The sequence below is a fragment of the Tautonia sp. JC769 genome, from assembly GCF_040717455.1.
GTDB lineage: Bacteria > Planctomycetota > Planctomycetia > Isosphaerales > Isosphaeraceae > Tautonia.
Genome location: NZ_JBFEFH010000006.1, coordinates 151,735 through 169,747 on the forward strand (window position 1 = coordinate 151,735; position 18,013 = coordinate 169,747).

The 18,013-nt window shown below is 65.9% G+C and carries 16 protein-coding genes; 14 read left to right on the forward strand and 2 right to left on the reverse strand.

Annotation, left to right across the window (positions count from 1 at the left end; translation table 11 throughout):
- The first annotated feature begins 105 nt into the window (after window positions 1–105).
- The 4 genes from AB1L88_RS08685 (at window position 106) to AB1L88_RS08700 (ending at window position 4,309) form a co-directional block, all read left to right on the forward strand.
- Window positions 106–2,472 carry a hypothetical protein gene (locus AB1L88_RS08685; protein WP_367096250.1) on the forward strand — a complete coding sequence of 789 codons (2,367 nt, stop codon included), beginning with the start codon at window positions 106–108 and terminating at the stop codon, window positions 2,470–2,472.
- 18 nt (window positions 2,473–2,490) lie between these two features.
- Window positions 2,491–3,180, forward strand: coding sequence for a hypothetical protein (locus tag AB1L88_RS08690; protein WP_367096251.1), 690 nt, complete (start codon window positions 2,491–2,493; stop codon window positions 3,178–3,180).
- A 112-nt stretch (window positions 3,181–3,292) separates the two neighbouring features.
- Entirely contained in the window at window positions 3,293–4,069 is a 777-nt protein-coding gene (locus tag AB1L88_RS08695) for a class I SAM-dependent methyltransferase (protein ID WP_367096252.1), read from the forward strand.
- Window positions 4,070–4,099: 30 nt separating this feature from the next.
- The gene (locus tag AB1L88_RS08700; RefSeq protein ID WP_367096253.1) at window positions 4,100–4,309 is read left to right on the forward strand and encodes a hypothetical protein; all 210 of its coding nucleotides are present in this window, start codon (window positions 4,100–4,102) and stop codon (window positions 4,307–4,309) included.
- Between the two features lie 215 nt (window positions 4,310–4,524).
- On the opposite strand, the gene AB1L88_RS08705 is transcribed toward AB1L88_RS08700, so the two are convergent.
- Entirely contained in the window at window positions 4,525–4,872 is a 348-nt protein-coding gene (locus tag AB1L88_RS08705; RefSeq protein ID WP_367096254.1) for a hypothetical protein, read from the reverse strand.
- Window positions 4,873–5,069: 197 nt separating this feature from the next.
- Here AB1L88_RS08705 and AB1L88_RS08710 point away from each other — a divergent pair, with 197 nt between their 5' ends.
- The gene (locus tag AB1L88_RS08710; RefSeq protein WP_367096255.1) at window positions 5,070–6,206 is read left to right on the forward strand and encodes a M28 family peptidase; all 1,137 of its coding nucleotides are present in this window, start codon (window positions 5,070–5,072) and stop codon (window positions 6,204–6,206) included.
- 9 nt (window positions 6,207–6,215) lie between these two features.
- Here AB1L88_RS08710 and AB1L88_RS08715 read toward each other — a convergent pair whose 3' ends face one another.
- Entirely contained in the window at window positions 6,216–8,027 is a 1,812-nt protein-coding gene (locus AB1L88_RS08715; RefSeq protein WP_367096256.1) for a hypothetical protein, read from the reverse strand.
- A 314-nt stretch (window positions 8,028–8,341) separates the two neighbouring features.
- Between AB1L88_RS08715 and AB1L88_RS08720 the strand changes: the two genes are divergently transcribed.
- The 9 genes from AB1L88_RS08720 (at window position 8,342) to AB1L88_RS08760 (ending at window position 17,981) form a co-directional block, all read left to right on the forward strand.
- Window positions 8,342–8,890: a 3-hydroxyacyl-ACP dehydratase FabZ family protein gene (locus AB1L88_RS08720; protein ID WP_367096257.1), complete on the forward strand. Its 549-nt coding sequence runs from the start codon at window positions 8,342–8,344 to the stop codon at window positions 8,888–8,890.
- 287 nt (window positions 8,891–9,177) lie between these two features.
- On the forward strand, window positions 9,178–9,570 hold the full coding sequence (locus AB1L88_RS08725; RefSeq protein ID WP_367096258.1) for an acyl carrier protein: 393 nt from the start codon (window positions 9,178–9,180) through the stop codon (window positions 9,568–9,570).
- Window positions 9,571–9,707: 137 nt separating this feature from the next.
- On the forward strand, window positions 9,708–10,283 hold the full coding sequence (locus AB1L88_RS08730; RefSeq protein ID WP_367096259.1) for a 3-hydroxyacyl-ACP dehydratase FabZ family protein: 576 nt from the start codon (window positions 9,708–9,710) through the stop codon (window positions 10,281–10,283).
- 110 nt (window positions 10,284–10,393) lie between these two features.
- The gene (locus AB1L88_RS08735) at window positions 10,394–11,716 is read left to right on the forward strand and encodes a beta-ketoacyl-[acyl-carrier-protein] synthase family protein (protein WP_367096260.1); all 1,323 of its coding nucleotides are present in this window, start codon (window positions 10,394–10,396) and stop codon (window positions 11,714–11,716) included.
- Window positions 11,717–11,771: 55 nt separating this feature from the next.
- Window positions 11,772–13,061, forward strand: a complete 1,290-nt coding sequence (fabF, locus tag AB1L88_RS08740) for a beta-ketoacyl-ACP synthase II (RefSeq protein WP_367096261.1) — start codon at window positions 11,772–11,774, stop codon at window positions 13,059–13,061.
- A gap of 100 nt (window positions 13,062–13,161) precedes the next feature.
- A complete protein-coding gene (locus AB1L88_RS08745; protein WP_367096262.1) occupies window positions 13,162–14,223 on the forward strand; it encodes an alpha/beta fold hydrolase in 1,062 nt (353 codons plus the stop codon).
- Window positions 14,224–14,334: 111 nt separating this feature from the next.
- Window positions 14,335–16,041, forward strand: coding sequence for a GH3 auxin-responsive promoter family protein (locus tag AB1L88_RS08750; protein ID WP_367096263.1), 1,707 nt, complete (start codon window positions 14,335–14,337; stop codon window positions 16,039–16,041).
- A 435-nt stretch (window positions 16,042–16,476) separates the two neighbouring features.
- Entirely contained in the window at window positions 16,477–17,328 is an 852-nt protein-coding gene (locus AB1L88_RS08755) for a DUF1571 domain-containing protein (protein WP_367096264.1), read from the forward strand.
- Window positions 17,329–17,573: 245 nt separating this feature from the next.
- Entirely contained in the window at window positions 17,574–17,981 is a 408-nt protein-coding gene (locus AB1L88_RS08760) for a response regulator (protein ID WP_367096265.1), read from the forward strand.
- The last annotated feature ends 32 nt before the right edge of the window (window positions 17,982–18,013 follow it).

Genomic DNA, 18,013 nt, shown 5'->3' on the forward strand with positions numbered 1-18,013 from the left:
GCCGGCCAACCGCGGTCGTGCTGGCGAATCCCCGGGAGCGTGGTTCCCGGGGATTCCCCCCAGGCTTCTTGAACTCCTCTCGGCTCGAACCCCAGCTTGCAAGGCATGGCAACGCGACGATCCCCAGATCTTGACGCCCTGGAACGCCGCCTCACCGGGCCGAGACGCATCGCCCTCTTCGGACACCGAGCCGTTGGGAAGACCACGCTGCTGGCCATGTTCTATCGCGAGGCGTCGGCCGGCCAGATCCCCGGCATCCGCCTCGCGGCGGTCGGCGCCCGGGGCGCGGAATATCTCGCCGACAAGATCGCCCGGATCGAGGCGGGCGAACCTCCCGCCGGCACGCTGACCGAGACCGACCTGGAGCTCCGCCTCTACCGGGGCCCGGCCCGCATCGACCTGATCGTCAAGGATTATCAGGGCGAGCACGTCGCCCTCGGCTCCGACGCCTCGATCCTGGAATTCTTCGCCGACTGCGACGCCGTCCTGCTTTGCCTCGACGCCGCCGGATCGACCGAGCCGGCCGATCGCCGCCGCCGCCAGCAGGAAGTCGAGCACCTGCTCGAGCGCTACATCGGCGCCTCGGACAACACGATGATCGGCCGGCCGGTCGCGTTGCTCCTGACCAAGTACGATCGCATCCTCGCGGCCGGGGGACCGCAACCGGACCGGGCCGAGGAGGTGGTCGAGTCTCGATTCGGCATGACCCAGCACGCTCTGGCCTCCCACGCCCCTCGCTCCGCCGTGTTCGCGGTCAGTTCCTATGGGTTGAATGCCCCCGCCGACGGCACGCCCCCTGACCACCTGGAACCGATGGGGCTCGAAGGGCCGTTGCTCTGGCTCGTGGAACAGGTCGAGGCCACCGACCGGGAGCTCCTGGAGTGGATCTGGGATCTCGCGCCGCGCGACACCCCCCGGATCGCCCGATGCATCCGGGCCTACGCTCGACGCTATCCGAACTCGACGAAGCTCATCGAGTATCGCCGTCGCTTGCGGTCGCTTCGCCGTCGATCGGTTGTCCGGGGGCTCGTCCGGGGCATCGCCACCCTGGCCGCCCTGGTCGCCGGAGCGGCCATATACGACGCGGCCGGCTATCACCTCGCGCTCGCTTACGAGCGAGGAGGACATTCGGCTCCGGAGGTCGCTCGTCGTTGGGAGCGATTCCTGGCCTGGCATCCCACGCAGCCTATTTTCTGGCCAGAGGAGTCGCGGAATGCCCGTGTCCGTCGCGACGAGGCCCGGGTCGAGGTCGCCCGCCTCCGAGCCGAGGTCGGTACGGGCGAGCAAGAGGCGCTTCGTGCCGAGCTCGCCGAGCTGAAGGAACGCTCACCCGATCAACTCCCCGTCCTCGAGGAGGCCGAGACGACCCTTCGTCGTCGGGAGGCAGAGCGGCGATGGCAGGAGATTCGGGCCGAGGCCCTCATCCCCAGTCAGTCCGCGGAGGACCGATTGGCGATGATTCAGCAATTCCTCCGAGACGATCCCGACACGCCGTTTGCCGACCAGGCCGTCGAACTCGCCGAGCTCATCCGCAAGGAGCTGGATGAGGCGGAGGCGCGCCGGGACCGAGAGATCGTCGATGCCTGGCTCGTCGACGCCCGCCTCCCCGACCCCGACTACCTCGATCTGATCGAGCGAGCACGCACCTTCCTCGAAGCCCGGCCCGACAGCCCGAGGGCGAGCGAGGTCCGTTCTCTCATCGACGAGTGGGTCGAGCGGCTCGACCGCCGCGACTTCGATCGGGCCGTCGCCTTCGAAAGCTCGTCCCCTCGTCAGGCGTTCGACGAGCAAATTCGACGCTATCAGGACTACCTTCGTGCCCACGCCGAAGGGGGCTCGTACATCGAGCGGGCCAAGCAGGCCGTCGACGGGATCGAGCAGCGTCGCGATGAATTTCTCTACCGTCAGGCGTTCGACCACTGGTCGTCGTTCCCGAACGACCTGCCCGAGGTCGCCCGCCGCCTTCGCGATTACCTTGAATCGAATCCCGAGGGCCGATACATCCAGGCCGCCCGCACGTTCCTCGAACGGTGGGACGAGCTCACCAAGCCCAGGGATTACCAGGTCACCCTGGTTCGGGGAACCGTCGACCCGGGCATCACGAAGACCATGGGGGGTGGCGGGCCCGATCTCGGCGTGACCCTCTGGGTCGGTGGCGAGAAGTATGGACCCTCTCCCGTCATCCCGAACAGCACCGAGCCCATCTGGAACTACACGTTCGGGCGAGCGGTCCGCTGGAAATACGGCGACGACGTGGTCATCCAGCTCACCGATCACGACTGGTCCGATTCCGTCGTGGCGACGCTCCGAAGCGGCGACGATCCCCTCGCACTCCGCGTCCTGAACGGGACGGTGCGCCCGTCTCGGAGCAAAGGGCTGGCGAAACTGGTCTTCCGGTCGGATTTCGAATTACCCCGACTCCCCCGTCCCACCGGCACCTCGACCGCTCGGGTGGTCGATTCAGCCGAGTAAGCACGAGCTGAACCGATCATGTGGCCCTTCTCGCATCCCACGATTGCGTTCGAACAGGCTGTTTACGGCACGTTCCCCTTCTGGCATCGGGGCTACGACATCCTGTGCTCGTCTCCCGGTTGCCGGGCCCCGTGGCTCTCCGCCATGAAAGAGACCTGCCAACGCCTGGGAGAACGTCTCCGGGGAGCGGCCCCCCCCGGGGGGCTGGTCACCCGATGGCTCGACGGCGGCACCTGGCTGGTAGTTCGGCCCTTCTCGCCCGGCAGCGACGACGTTGGTCGCCCGGACGCGGCCGCGTTTCACGCCCTTTTCCTCGGTCCCGAGAGTGCTCGACGGGTTCGTTTCGATCCTTTTCGGCTCGCGCCGGTCTTCCGAGTCGAGTGGGGGCCCGAAGCCACGGACCTCCCCCCCGGGAGCGTCACGCTCGCACGCCCCTCGTCCCAGGATCGGGAGCGTGACGACCGGATCGACCCGATCGTCGAGGCGATCGGGCGGGGTCGTCGGGTCCTGATCGAGGCGGAAGCCCCCATCGACCGGCTCGCGGCCCGGGTGTGGCGAGCCCTGCCGAAACGCCTCCGGCATCGGCGATCGCTGGCGACCTGGGCCTATACCGATTCCGGGCGTTTCGACCTGATCGGGCTTCCCAGGCTCACCGGAATCGACGTCTCGGACCGGCACCTGCTCGTGCTCCCCGCAGACCAGGAATGACGCCACGCCTCTCCCCCGATCACATTTCTGCTACCATTTCTCCCGACAGGTATCTACGGTAAGGACCTGGTTCAACACCGCCTCGGGCACCGCCCTGTGAGGATCCACGCGCGTGAGGACGACAACACGGGCCCAGTCGCGTCACTGGGGACGACACGCGGCGCAATACGACGAACTCTTCCTCGACCCCTTCGTACCGGGCGTCGAGAACCCCATCCTCGAGGCGATCGAGGCGATCCCGAACGCCAATTCCAAGAGCATTATCGACCTCGGCTGCGGGACCGGCCCCTTGCTTCCCCGGCTGCTCTCGAGGTTTCGCGAGGTCACCGCGGTCGATTTCGCCTCGGCGATGATCAAGGCCGCGAGGGAACGCCTGGGTGATCAGGCCGAGCAGGTCACCTTCCTCGTCCGCCCGATGGACCAGCTCGACGACCTGACCGCCACCTTCGATGTCGCGGTGGCGATGAACTCGCTCGTCATGCCCGACGTGCAGGAGATCGATCGCACGCTGGGCGCCGTTTACCGATGCTTGCGTCCCGGGGGCGTCTTCTTCGGGGTCGTCCCGGCCATCGACGCGATCCAGTATCAGACCATGCTCCTCCTCGACCGGGCGCTCGAGCAGGGGACTCCCCCTGCGCAAGCCGATCGCTTTGCCGCGCAGCATGCGGAGCATCATCACTACGACTTCGCCTTCGGCCGGTTCGCCTTCCAGGGTCTTCGTCAGAAGTTCTGGCAATCGTTCGAGGTCACCTATCGCCTCAGGAAGGCAGGCTTCCGCTCCATCAAACTGGAACAGGTCCTCTATCCGTGGGACGCCAACTTGCCGCTCGGCCAGGAATTCACGGATCACCCGAGGAGCTGGGACTGGGCATTCGAGGCTCGACTCTGACCCCTTCCCTCCCACGATGGAGGTATCATCGTGTCTCACCGTGACGACCTCTTCGACGATGATGACATCGACGTCATCGCCCCCGACTCCAGCCCGCAGGCCCCGCACAAGCCGTTTGCTCAGTACCTCAGGGAAACCCCGCCCGCGCCGCTCTCCCAGGGCACCAAGCTGGCGCTCTGGGCAACCGGTGGCCTGACGATCCTGCTCTTCCTCGCCTCGCTCCTGAAAATGGCCAACTGATCGGATGATCGCCCTCGGATGCGAGTGGGAGTCGGGCCCGGTCGGATCGCCCCGGTGCGTTCCCATCGCCCCTGGCCGGTGGATTTCACTCGGAAGATGCGTCTCCGAACCTCACCAGAACGAACAAAGGGGCATGCGAGGATCAAAGTCCTCGCATGCCCCTTTAGGGGACCGCTCAACCAATCGCCGCCGGCGAACCGGCTGGCGTGATCGACTCAGAAGACGTCGAGGACGAAGTGATGTCCTTGATAGTACTTCTTCTTGTTGCTCCAGTCGTGGAACCAGTGGGGCATGCGATCGAGGCCCAGGTGCTTCTTCCCACCGTAGAAGTTCCGGTAGTAAGGCCCCTGGATCTGGGGAACGATCCGCATTTCCTTGGGGTAGAGATACCAGCCATCGTACAGCTGGTTATTCTGGACCCCATTGCCGGGGACCTGGGGCGGCACATAGGGCCAATGATAGAACGAGGTCCAATCCTGGGCCTTGGCCTGTTGCGGAGCCGCAACGAAACCCACCGTCAGGCCGAACAGAATTGCCGAAGCCACGATCATCCTGCGGGTCATGCATCACCTCCGTGTTTCGACTCTGCCAGAGTCCCGAGTATGATCGACCTGAAACGTCCCGCGCGGCGGCTCCAGGCCGATCTTTTTCCCCCTGCAGTTCGGTTCGTGACGCTCGTCGGGATGATGTCGCCCCGAAACCCCCTCAGGAACGGAGCCTCCGGGGGTCTGCCTCGTTCTCGCATTCAGGAGGAGCATTCATGCTGTGTCCCCTCACGATCGTCCTGCCGGCCTTGATCTGGCTCAGCACCCCGCCCGAGCCGACGCTCGCGGCGTCACCCGAGCTGGCAAGGCTTCGCGAGGACGTCTTCCACCTGGCGTCCCCCGACTTCGAGGGACGTCGGGGCGAAGGCGGCCGCGCCGCCGGCGACTTCCTGATCGATCGGCTCCAGGGACTCGGGCTCGAGCCGGCGTTCGAGGGTCGCTTCGATCAGGAATTCACGGCAGGCGGCCTGATCGGACGCAACATCGCCGCGAGACTCCCGGGGACCGACCCCGAGCGATCCGGGTCGTGGCTGATCCTCTCGGCCCACTACGACCACCTCGGCATCCGAGGCGGCCAGGTCTATCCCGGAGCGGACGACAACGCCACGGCCGTGGCCATGGTGCTCGAAGTGGCCCGATGCCTCCTGGCCGGCCCCGATCGCCCTTCCCGGGGAATCCTCTTCGTCTTCTTCGACCTCGAGGAGGAAGGCCTGCTCGGCTCGCAGCATTTCGTCCGAGAGCCCCCGGTCCCTCTCGAGCAGATCGACCTGTTCCTGACGGCCGACATGCTCGGGCGATCCCTCGCGGGCATCTGCGAGGACATGCTCTTTGTCATGGGGAGCGAGCACAGCCCCGAAGTACGCCCGTGGATCACCGAGGCTGCCGCGGGCCTCCCGCTCGACGTCGGGATCGTCGGCGCAGACCTCCTGGTCATCGACCGGAGCGATTACGGCCCCTTCCGCTGGAACGAAGTCCCGTTTCTCTTCTTCTCGACCGGCGAGAACCCCGTCTATCACACGCCCGATGACGTCCCTGAGACGATCGATTACAGCAAGCTGACCGCCGCGACCACGCTCATCGAGCGTTTCGTGCGCCGGGCAGGCTCCGTCACGTCCCTCCCGGAGTGGGACGCGGAACGAACCCCCTGGATCGAGGAGGCTGAGGCCATCGGTCAGGTCCTGCGGAAGCTCCTCGAACACAAGGAGGAGCTCCGGATTCCAGGGCCTCAACGCCTGATGATGCAAGGCATGGTTGGTCGAATCGAGCAGTGGGTCGAGGACGGTTCCCTCACGGCGTCGCAGCGATCGAGCATGGTCCGCATCGCCCAGATCGTCCTCTTCACGGTGCTCTGATCCACCCTGTCAGGGGTCCGCGCGACGTGTCCGGTCCTCGATCAACGAGCGTGGTCCCCGCTCCGGTGTGACCGCCGCATCGAAGGGAGACGACAGGGGAACTGCACGCGGGGGCATCGCCGGCGGTTCCAACCGACTCCCGGGCCTCGTCTCGTCTCCTGCTTGCGCCGCGTTCCAGAGTTCCTCGGGCCAGGAACCCGTCTCGGGATCGTCGAGCGATACGGTGAACCCCCCGTTGCCGTTCTCCTCGACCTGGGCAATCCGCTCCCGATTCTGGTGTCGGATGAACTCGACCATCGCCTCGGCTTCTCGTTGCTTCCCCTGGGCCAGGCAGAGCTGCGCCTGGAGCCCGAGCATCCTGAGGGCCTGGTCGGCGTTCATCGCCGTGCGAGCCACGTCGGGCATGACACGATCGACCGCGTCGTAATCCTTCTGGAGGTACGAGAAGAACGCGATCGGTCGCACCCTCAGCGTTCGGCTGACGGGGTTGGCTCCCAGTTCGCGGGTCAGTCGGTTGCCCAACCCCGCGAGCCGTTGGAAGGTGGCCGAAGGCGGACCGACCTCGCCGAATTCGTCTGAAAAGGGCAGGCGGGTCGGTCGGGGTCGCGTGGTCGCGCCCGGTTCGGCGACCTCGGCCAGGGTATTGATCCAGGCGGCTCGCAGCTCGTCGTCGGGGACCAACGGCCGCAGTTGCTTGTCCTTCAGCGTGATCCGGGCCGGCAGGGATCGTATCCCGGGCCCCCCGAATCGCACGGCAAGCTGATCCCCCCGCGGCGAGAGGCTGGGCGCCCCAATCATGCCCATCCCCGCGTACGGATGGATGCGATCGAGGGGATGGCTCCCCTGATGGTATGATATCGCCGCGGGGCGTCCCGAGAACTGAACCACGAAATACTGGTCGAGGCCATCCGCCGCCACGCTCAGATACGACCCGAGAATCCGTTCACCGGGCAGCGCGGGGCTCTCGACCTCCTTGACCTGCCTCGGGATCTGCTCGCTGACGCGAACGCTGAAGAACCGCGTCTGTTGCCCTTCTGCCAGCGGGTTCCCGGGCTTCAGATAGAGGAGCGCCTGCCCGTCGGAAGTCCAGCAGGCGGGCTGATTGATGATGTTCAGGAGATCGATGGGACGATCCGCGATCGGCCCTAGGTCCAGATCCCCCTCAACCAATTCCCACTGCTCGCCTCGCGAGCGGAAGTAGGCCAGACGCCCCCCAATCGGCGAGAATGACACGAGCCGAGCGTTGTCAATGCGCCTCGCCTGCGCCCCCGTCTTGACGTCGATCAACTCGACGCCGACCTGATCCGGGTCGGGGACCGCAAGTACGGCCCCGCCCGGCTCCCAGGCCACCGGCTCCGCGAGCAAGGCGTGGCCTCGTCCCGGTCCTCCGAGCAAAGGCCGGCTGGCGATGACCTCCCGATCCTCGCCGAAGGCGACGACGACCTCCCAGCGGAGATCGTCCCCGGGCGTGCCTTCGGCGACTTGTGCGAACGCCAGTCCCCGGCCATTCGGCCCCCACGCTGGGGAGGTCAGGGGATACGCGCTTTCGGCAACCTTGAGCGCCTGGTTGTCCCGCACCCGGACCGCCCAGATGCGGAATGTCAGCCCGGACGCGGCGTCCTCGGGGTGTGTCCCCTCCTGCTCGTCCCGATCCTCGTCTGACGGGAAGAGCGGGAAGCTCGCGAGCGAGCGCTCGACCGAGGGTGTTGCCACCGCGAAGGCGACCCAATCCCCCGAGGGCGACCAGGCCAGGGGAGGATCCGAGACGTCCGTCATCGACACGCCGACCATCGCCAGGCCGGCCAACCAGGATGCGATCATGGTTCGTGACACTCTCGGGACGGGAAAACGGCGAGAACGCTTCTCATAATGCCGATTTTGCAGGATGGGAGAATTGGGCAAGATCCGGAGCAGGATGCACGCCGGGCTTTCATTTGACCGGGTACGTCCGAGAGATAAACTGGAGCAGATTTCCAAGGTAACTTGCTGCCGTGCACGGGGATAGCCTTGTTGGTTCCGTCCGGTCTCGATTATAGTGTGCCGATGATTATCAGTCGGCCCTCCTGCACGTTCCCCGAGGCGCATTTCGACCCTCGAACCCCCGACCGGGCCACACCTTGAGTTGAGAAGCATCCATGAGATTCGTGCTCATTGATCGGATCCTCGACCTCGAGCCTGGAAGGCGTCTCGAGGCGGTCAAGAATCTCTCGCTCGGCGAAGAGTATCTTGCCGACCACTTCCCGGGCTTCCCCGTCATGCCCGGAGTCTTGATGCTCGAAGCCCTCGCCCAGGCCGGCGCCTGGCTCATTCGAGACATGGAAGACTTCGCCCACAGCGTGATTCTGCTCAAACAGGCCCGCACGATCAAGTACGGCAGTTTTGTTGAACCTGGCCGTCGCCTGGTCTTGCAGGTCGACCTGATCAAACACGGAGATCGGGAGACCGAATTCAAGGGCAAGGGGGTCATCGACGATCAGGTGATGGTCGGCGGCCGATTCACGATGATGCGTTACAACCTTCGCGAGCGCGACCCGGCATTGCATCGCACCGACACCCAGATCGTCGAGCAAATGCGCGACCTCTACGCCACCCTGCGCAAGGGCTCCGTCGCCGCCAAGGCCATGAGTCGGAACGGCTCGGTCTCCGAGGCCGCCGTCCTGAGCAGTCCGTCGCCGTCGTCCTGATCGGACGCGGGCCGAATTGCACCCGATGCGCCCCGAATCGGCTGATGGACTCCAGTCATCGCCCCTCCCGGCCGATGATGTTGCAAAGATTCGGGAAACCGGTCATGATGGTGTCCTCGCCCGAAACGCCCCGATCGACATCTTCGATTCGTCGAGGCCGAGGATGGCCCGTTCGATTCGGACCCTTCCCCCTTCCCTACGTGGATCACCGGTTGCAGCCGGTCGGAGAACCCGGCTCCCATGATCCCGTTAAGACCCTTCTACACACCAGGCAGATCGAGGGAACCATGCCGACCCACGACGAAATCTACCAGAAGGTCCAGTCGACGCTCGTCGATGCCCTCGGAGTCGACGAGGAGGACGTCACCAAGGACGCCACCCTCTTCGGCGACCTCGGCGCAGAATCGATCGATCTGCTTGACATCGTCTTCCGCCTCGAGCGGAATTTCAGCATCAAGATCCCCCGCGGCGAACTCTTCCCGGAAAACATTTCCGATCCGGAGTTCACCGAGAACGGCAAGCTGACCTCCAAGGGCCTGGTCGAGATCAAGCAGCGCATGCCGTTCGCCGACCTCACCGAGTTCGAGGCCGACCCGCAGGTCGACAAGCTGATGAATCTGTACACGGTCGAGACGCTCGTCCAGTACGTCTCCAACAAGCTCGACGGGACCAAGTCCTGAGGGTTCTCGACCGGGTTTGACTGGCATCACCGGGCCCCGAAGTCGGGGCCCGAGACTCGTTCGAGCCGTCTCCGCGGCAGACTGGGCCCCTCGTCGTCCCGGGCCGGGCTGTCGCTCTACCCCCCTGCGGTCCCGCCATGAGATGGATCTGGATCGACAAGTTCCTTGAGTTCCGGAGTGGTGAGTTCGCCAAGGCGATCAAGAACCTCACTCTGGCCGAGGAACACCTGCATGATCACCTCCCCGGATATCCGGTGATGCCCGCCTCGCTGATCATCGAGGGACTGGCACAGACCGGGGGGATCCTGGTCGGAGAGGCCAAGGGCTTCGCCGAGAAAGTGGTCCTGGCCAAGATCCCCCGGGCCGAATTCCACGGCGTCGCCTGCGCGGGTGACCAGTTGATCTATGAGGTCACCCTCGCCGATCTCCGGAGCGAGGGAGCCGTCGTCGATGCCAAGGCGTTCCTCGACGGACAGCTTCTCGCCGACGTCGAGATCGTCTTCGCCCATCTCGACCAATCGCGATCCAACCAGATCTTCGGCCCGAAGAATTTCGTCTTCACCCAGCAACTCCTCGGCGTGCTGGATCTGGCCAAGGCCCAGGATCGTGCCCGTCAGCTCCCCCCTCCGGAGGAATCGGCCGACGCTCCCGGCGACAGCCCAGAGATCTCCTCGTCGGAATCCAGTCAGAATCTCGCTGGTCAGCGTGACTGAGTGACACGCTGGCGAGTTCACCACGTTCTTCGTCCCCTTTTCGGTTGATCGGGAAGCGCACACTTGATGTTTCCCCAACGAGTCACCACGCCCCGTTTCAGGTCTTGCACATGGTCGTCGTTCCAAAACGCCGCGTCGTGATCACCGGGTTGGGGCTGATCTCCCCGCTCGGCATCGGCCTCGAGGCCAACTGGTCGGCGCTGCGCGAGGGACGCGGCGGTGTGAACCGGTTGAGTTCCTTCGAAATCGATGGCCTTCCGTGCGCCGCCGCGGGTGAAGTCATCAACTTCCACCCGAAATCGCTCGCGATCGACAAGCATCGCAAGGCCCTGCAGAAGAATCTGAAGTACATGGCCCGCGACATCCAGCTCGCCGTCGCCGCCGCCGAGCTGGCCGTGGTCGATGGTAAGCTCGTCGAGGGGCAGGTCGAGCCGGATCGGATCGGCATCGACCTGGGCGCCGGCATGATCTCGACCGACCTGGACGAGCTGGCACCGGCCATCAATCTCGCCACCCGGGCCGACGGCTCGTTCGACTTCGAGGTCTACGGGCGCGACGGCATCCCCGAGATTGAGCCGCTCTGGATGCTCAAGTATCTGCCGAACATGCTCGCGTGCCACATCTCGATCCTGAACGACTGCCGGGGGCCGAGCAACACCATCACCCAGGGTGAGGCCGCCTCCAACGCCGCGATCGGGGAGGCCTTCCGCATCATCCAACGCGGCCAGGCCGACGTGATGATCACCGGGGGGGCCGACTCCAAGATCCACCCGCTCAGCTTCATCCGCATGAAGCTCACCAAGGTCAACTGCACCTGGGAAGGGGAACCCTCGGCCGCCTGCCGGCCGTTCGATTCCCGCCGATGCGGCGTCGTCCCCGGCGAGGGGGCCGGCATCCTCGTCATCGAGGAGCTGGAGCACGCCCGACGGCGCGGGGCGACCATCTACGGCGAGCTGCTCGGCTTCGCCTCCGCCTGCGACGCGTCCCCGACCTACGGGATCGACCCCGAGGGCCGGGGGACCGAACTGGCGGTCCGAGGCGTCCTCCGCGATGCCCGGCTGGCTCCCGAGCAGGTCGGGCACGTCAACGCCCACGGCTGGGGGACCGTCGACTCCGACCTTGCGGAAGCCCGCGCGTACAATCGCGTCTTCGGGCGTTCCGTGCCGATCACGGGCCTGAAGGGATACACCGGGAACACGGCGAGCGGCTGCGGATCGATCGAACTGATCTCCAGCCTGCTCGGGGCCCAGGCGGGCCTGATCCCGGCCACCTTGAATTGCGACGATCCGGATCCCCGGTGCGAGATCGACGTGGTTTGCGGCGATCCCCGTCCGACGGAGAATCCCGTGTTCGTCAACCTGAATTTGAACCGTTACGGGCAAGTCGCCGCCCTCGCCGTCCGGGTCGGCCCCGTTGATTCGGTTTCCTCCTGAGCACTTCCACCAAGCAATCTGGGCGCCATCGGCCGCGTTGCCCGAGGATTCACTTATGCGACGTCGCGTCGTCGTTACCGGGATGGGAATGGTTACCCCCGTCGGGGCCGACCTGGAATCGACCTGGAAGGCCCTGCTGGCAGGTCGGAGCGGGGTCGATCGGATCACGCTGTTCGACGCCGGGACGTTCCCGACCCAGATCGCGGCGGAGGTCAAGGACTTCCGCCTGAACGATTATCTCCCCGACTCGGAACGGTATCGCGAGTTCTCCCGCAACACCCAGTTCGCGCTCGCGGCCGCCAAGATGGCCTTCGACGACGCGGGATACGCCCGTGACTCGCGGCCCGATCCCGCGACCTTCGGCGTGTACCTCGGGGCAGGGGAGGGGCAGCAAGACTTCCCCCGATTCGTCGACCTCGTCCACCGGGCCAGCAAGGACACCAATCGGGTGAACACGGCGTCCTTCGTCCGGCAGGGCCTGGACCGCCTGCACCCGATCCACGAGGCCGAGCAGGAGCCGGGGACCGCGTCCGCTCACGTGGCCGGCTATCTCGACGCCCGAGGCCCGAACGCCAGCTGCCTCACCGCATGCGCGGCCAGCGCCCAGGCCATCGGTGAGGCCGTCGAGCTCATCCGCTACGGCGACGCCGACGTGATGCTCTCCGGCGGCACCCACAGCATGATCCACCCGTTCGGGGTGACCGGGTTCAACCTGCTGACCGCACTCTCGACCCGGAACGACGACCCCCAGCATGCCAGCCGCCCCTTCGACCGCGACCGCGACGGCTTCATCATCGGCGAAGGCGCCGGTATGCTCATGCTCGAGGAGCTCGGTCACGCCACGCGTCGCGGGGCCCGGATCTACGGGGAACTCCTCGGTTACGGATCCACCGCCGATGCCTTCCGCCTGACCGACAGCCATGACGAAGGCCGGGGCGCGATCACCTGCATGAACGAGGCGATTCGAGACGCCGGCATCGCCCCCGAGCAGATAGACTACATCAATGCCCACGGGACCAGCACCGAGGTCAACGATCGCATCGAGACGCTCGCTATCAAGCGATCGCTGGGAGATCGGGCCTACAGCGTCCCGATCTCCAGCACCAAGAGCATGATGGGCCACCTGATCGCCGCCACCGGGAGCGTCGAGGCGATCATCTGCCTGCTGGCGATCCGTGACGGCGTGGTCCCGCCGACCGCGAACCTCGACCACCCCAGCCCCGACTGCGACCTCGACTACATCCCGGGCGCCGCTCGTCCCCTCACGGTCGACCTCGCGCTCTCGAACAGCTTCGGTTTCGGCGGACAAAACATTGCCTTGATCCTCGGGCGTTATCGCGACTAATCCCCGTTCATTGGCGTATCGATGGACCCGTTGCCCGACGCCCGTATCGCGTCGGCTCGGCTCGGCTTGACGACGCTCGTCTGTCCGGAGTGATCACCACGTGTCCAGCACCCAGGTTGTTCTGCTCCTCGTCACGATGCCCCTGGTCGGGATGCTGACGTTCGTCGTCTACATCCTGGTCCGGTACACCCCTTACGTGAGCCGGATCTTCGAGGAACGCCCGGTCTTCTTCCCCCTCCGCGTCGACCCCCTGCCCGAGGCGGAGGATGTCACCTTCCCCACGAGCGACGGCCTGGAGCTCGTCGGAAGCTATTTCCGGGCCCGAACCTCGGATCGGCTGGGCGTCGTCGTCTTCTGCCACGAGTTCCTCGGCAATCGCTGGAGCGCCCTCGCCTACGCCGATTACCTCCGAGACGAGGGATTCGACCTCTTCACCTTCGACTTCCGCAATCACGGAAACAGCGACACCGAAGAAGGTTATGAACCCTTCCAGTGGGTCTGCGGCCGGGAAGTCCGTGACCTGCAGGCGGCCCTGAACTACCTGCGTACCCGACCCGATCGCGACCCGGCCGGATTCTCCCTGTTCGGCGTCAGTCGGGGCGGGGGGACCGCCCTCTGCGTGGCCGCCGATTCCCGCGATGTCTGGGCCGTCGCCACCGATGGCGCCTTCCCCACCCGGGGGACGATGCTGGCCTATATCCTCCGCTGGGCGGAAATCTACGTCGGCAGGTGGTTCGTCTGGCGTTACATGCCGATCTCGATGTTCGCCTTCGTGGGATGGGTCGGCCGCCTCCGTTCCCAGTGGCGGTTGCGCCGCGTCTTCCCGGACATCGAACGGGCGACGGCCCGGCTGACGCCGCGTCCCCTCTTCATGATCCACGGCCAGCGCGACGCCTATATCGGCCCCTCCATCGCCCGGGGCCTGTTCGACGCGGCCCGAGAGCCGAAGGAACTCTGGCTCGTCCCCGGTGCCAAGCACAATCGCTGCCGGGAAATCTCGCCCGACGAGTATCGCGACCGGGTCTCGACCTTCTTTCGGAATGCAGCACCCCGCTCGCACACGGCCCACGTCGGGGTCTCGGGGCTTGATGGCCAGGCCATCGACCCCTTCCTCCTCGAAGTCTCGCTGTCCGCGGCCCACCGATCGGCCGTCTCGGGTTGACAGATTCGTCCCCCTGGCGTCTCATGCGTGACGCAGGGATGCCGGGTTCATTGACACAATTCATGATCCGGCCTTGGCACGATTCTCCCTTCCTTGTCGAGCCAGAGCCCGATGTTCCATGTGATTCGCCGGTGGGCGGGCGCCCCCATGGCCGAGGGGGCCCGACGGCTCGCCCGGGAATTCCTCCGGTCGACTGCCCGGGCCGATGAGGTCCAGCGCGATCGGCTGCTCTCGCTCACCCGGCGCCATGCCCAGAGCGATTTCGGCCGCGAGCATGGCTTCGCCTCGATCCAATCGCCCGAGGATTACCGGAAGCGCGTCCCCATCCGTGATTACGAGGGGATGGAACCCTACCTGGCCCGCGTGCGGGAAGGGCAGACCTCCGCCCTTTTCGGTCCCAACACCGACGTCATGATGTTCGCCATGACCTCCGGGACCACCGCCCGTCCGAAGACGATCCCCGTCACCCGAGAGTCGTTGAACGCCTATCGCGATGGCTGGAAGATCTGGGGCATCCTAGCCTTCGACGCCCACGAGGGGATGCTCCGCGACGGCATGCGGCCCATCCTCCAACTGGCGAGCGACTGGAGGGAGACGTCCACCTCCGCCGGGATCCCGTGCGGCGCGATTACCGGCCTGACGGCCGCCATGCAGCACCCGCTCGTCCGGCTGAATTACTGCATGCCACCGGCCGCCTCCCGGATCAAGCAGGTCGAGGCGAAGTACTATGTCGCCCTGCGACTGTCGGTCGCCCGGAATCTCGGTGCGATCATCGCCGCCAATCCCAGCACGCTGCTCGGCATCGCCCGGCTCGGCGATCGCGAGAAAGAAACCCTGATCCGAGATCTCCACGACGGCCGGATCGATCCCAAGTGGGAGATTCCGGACGATGTCCGCAAGAGCCTCCGCCTGCGGACCCGGTTCCGCCGCCCTCGCACGGCCCGTCGCCTGGAAGAGGTCGTCAACCGGACCGGGCGGTTGCTCCCCAAGGACTACTGGACCGACCTGCAACTGGTTGCCAACTGGACCGGCGGCACGATGGGGGCCTACCTGAAGCAGTTCGGCGACGTCTTCGGCGAGGCCCCGATCCGCGACCCCGGCCTGATCGCGTCCGAAGGACGCATGACGATCCCCGTCGAGGACCACTCTCCCGCCGGCATCCTCGACTACCAGCACCACTACTTCGAGTTCATCCCCGAAGACGCCGAGGACGACGACCAGCCCGAGACCCTCGGGGCCGCCGATCTCGTGGAAGGTCGCCGTTATTTCATCCTGCTCACGACGGCCGGCGGGCTCTACCGCTACCAGATCCGCGACCTCGTGCAGTGCGTCGGATTCGAGGGCCGTGCCCCCTTGCTCACCTTCCTCAACAAGGGCTCGCACATCTCCAGCATGACGGGCGAGAAGCTGTCGGAATTCCAGGTCGTCGCCGCGTTGAAGACGGTCCAGGCCGACCTCGGCCTGACCCTCGGCTCGTACATCGTGCTGCCCACCTGGGGCGACCCGCCGTGCTATTCCTTGCTCGTCGAGTCGGACGATTTGCCCGGACACGTCGACCTCCGGACGCTCGCCGATCGGGTCGACCGAGAGCTCTGCCGACACAATGTCGAGTATGAGAACAAGCGAGAGACCCAACGCCTCGGCCCCGTCCAGGTGCGACGGATCGTGGCCGGCTCCTGGACCGATTTCCGGGCACGCCGATTGGCCTCGACCGGCGGGACGCTTGAGCAGTATAAACAACCCTGCTTGCTCTCGGATCTGAAGGTGATCTCCACCTTCACCTTCGATCAAGAGCCCAAGCACTTCGGAGCGGCCTGACCGCTCCCCTCGACGCGATCGGATGCGCTCGCACTCGTCCCGAACACCGTGACGCCGGGCTTCGGCCTCGGCACGCGGACACGGATGTCACCAGCTCCCGGCTCGGAGGCCAAAGGGATGACATCGGGTCAGCACTTGGGTCGGTCCTCTCGCCATGGCACGCCGCTTCGTGACCTCGCGGCGGTCCTCCTGATCATGGTTTCCGGCTGCGCTCCCTTCCAGAAGAACGCAAGCCCTCGGTTCGGCGAGAACCGGCTGGCACCCGCGCACGACCACGGCCCGTCGTTCGCTCAGGCCATGCCCCCGTCCGATCCCTACGCCGACCGACTGAGCCTTGCGCCTCCCCCCACCGCCTCCGATGGCATTCCTGCCCCCGGGCCTCGATCGACCCCCGAGCTTGGGGCCGTCCCGTTTCCCGCGCCCGCTCCGGATCCCGTGCCGGATGCGGTTCCCATCCCGTTCGAGCCGGAAGCCCCTCTGGCCGACCGGGCGCTGCCCCCCGACGCTCGAACCTCCGGCGAACAGCCGCCCCCGACCCTGGCGTCCGCACCGCCGGCGGAGTCGACCCCCGAGCCTCCGGACGACCTGGATGCGATCGACGCGCTCATGGATCAGGGGATCGCTCGCCTGACCAGCATTCAGAACTACCGGGTCACGCTCGACCGCCAGGAGCGCGTCCGCAACGCCCTCCAGCCCGCGGAGCAGGTGGTGCTCAGCGTGCGAACCGAGCCGTTCGCCGTCCGCCTGGAATGGCCCGATGGGCCGAATCGCGGGCGAGAGGTGCTCTACTCCGAGACGGAATGCAACGGAATGATGCACATCAAGCTCGGGAAAACCTTGATCCCGGTCCCCCCGATGCAGCTCGAACCGACCAGTCCGATCGCCCTGAGCAACAGCCGCCATCCCATCACGGAGGCGGGCCTGCTGCACATCCTCACCCAGACGAAGGAACAGGTCGCTCGGGTCCGATCGGGCGATCCGTCCCTCGGGAACTTCACGCTGGAGGGGCCTCACGTCCCCGACGATTTCGAGGCCACGTGCCTTGAAGTCCTCCGCGAGACCCCCGAAGGGGAATTCTGGAGACTGGTCGTGAATCAGGACACCAGCCTCCCGATGCTGCTCCAGGCGACGGCTGCCGACGGTGAACTCCTGGAACGCTACCACTTCCAGGACATCCAGACGGAGCTCGACGAGCTGAATACGCCGGATGCGTTCGACCCGGCCGTCCGGTTCGGTCGGTCGCTCAGCCTGCCGATCGATCGCCTCGCAACCGGGCAGACGGACTGATCGACTGTCGCGACCGTTGCAGGCCCCCCATCGCTCCGCCTGCCAAACTGGCACTCGCCCACGAGCCGAATCGGCGGCGGGCACATCGTCCTCGTAAATGACCCGAACCAGAACTCATCAACCAGCAGCGAGTTACGACTGACCCTCGGACAATTCTCGACTTGAATTCAGCTCCGGTCTACAATTTGCCGTCACCGAGAGTGACCTCACAACGGATCTGACGCCTGTTGGGTGAGACACGTCCCGTGCCTGGCGATTCTCCTTTCTCGATCCTGATCACGGACGACGACTCCGAGACCCGGGAGTCGCTCCGCGAGATCTTCGAGCCTGCCGGCTACCGGACGCTCCTGGCGGAGACCGGCGAGCAGGCGGTCGACATCGCGCGTGACGAGGTGGTCCACCTGGCCCTGATGGACATGCACCTGCCTCGGCTCAGCGGCCTGGAAACGATGGAGTTGATCCGGCAGATCAAGGGGGTCCTGCCCATGATCCTCATCTCGGCCGATCAGGACGACAACCTGTTGCGCAAGGCCCTGTCCGCTCACGCCTTCTGTGTCCTGGCCAAGCCGGTGAGCCGGAATGTCGTCATCTATGTCGTCACCCGAGCGATGGAAAAATTCTATCAGGCCGACCAGCCGGGCGCCGCGGGATAATCGCGGGCATCCGCGATGCGGCCGGTCGCGTG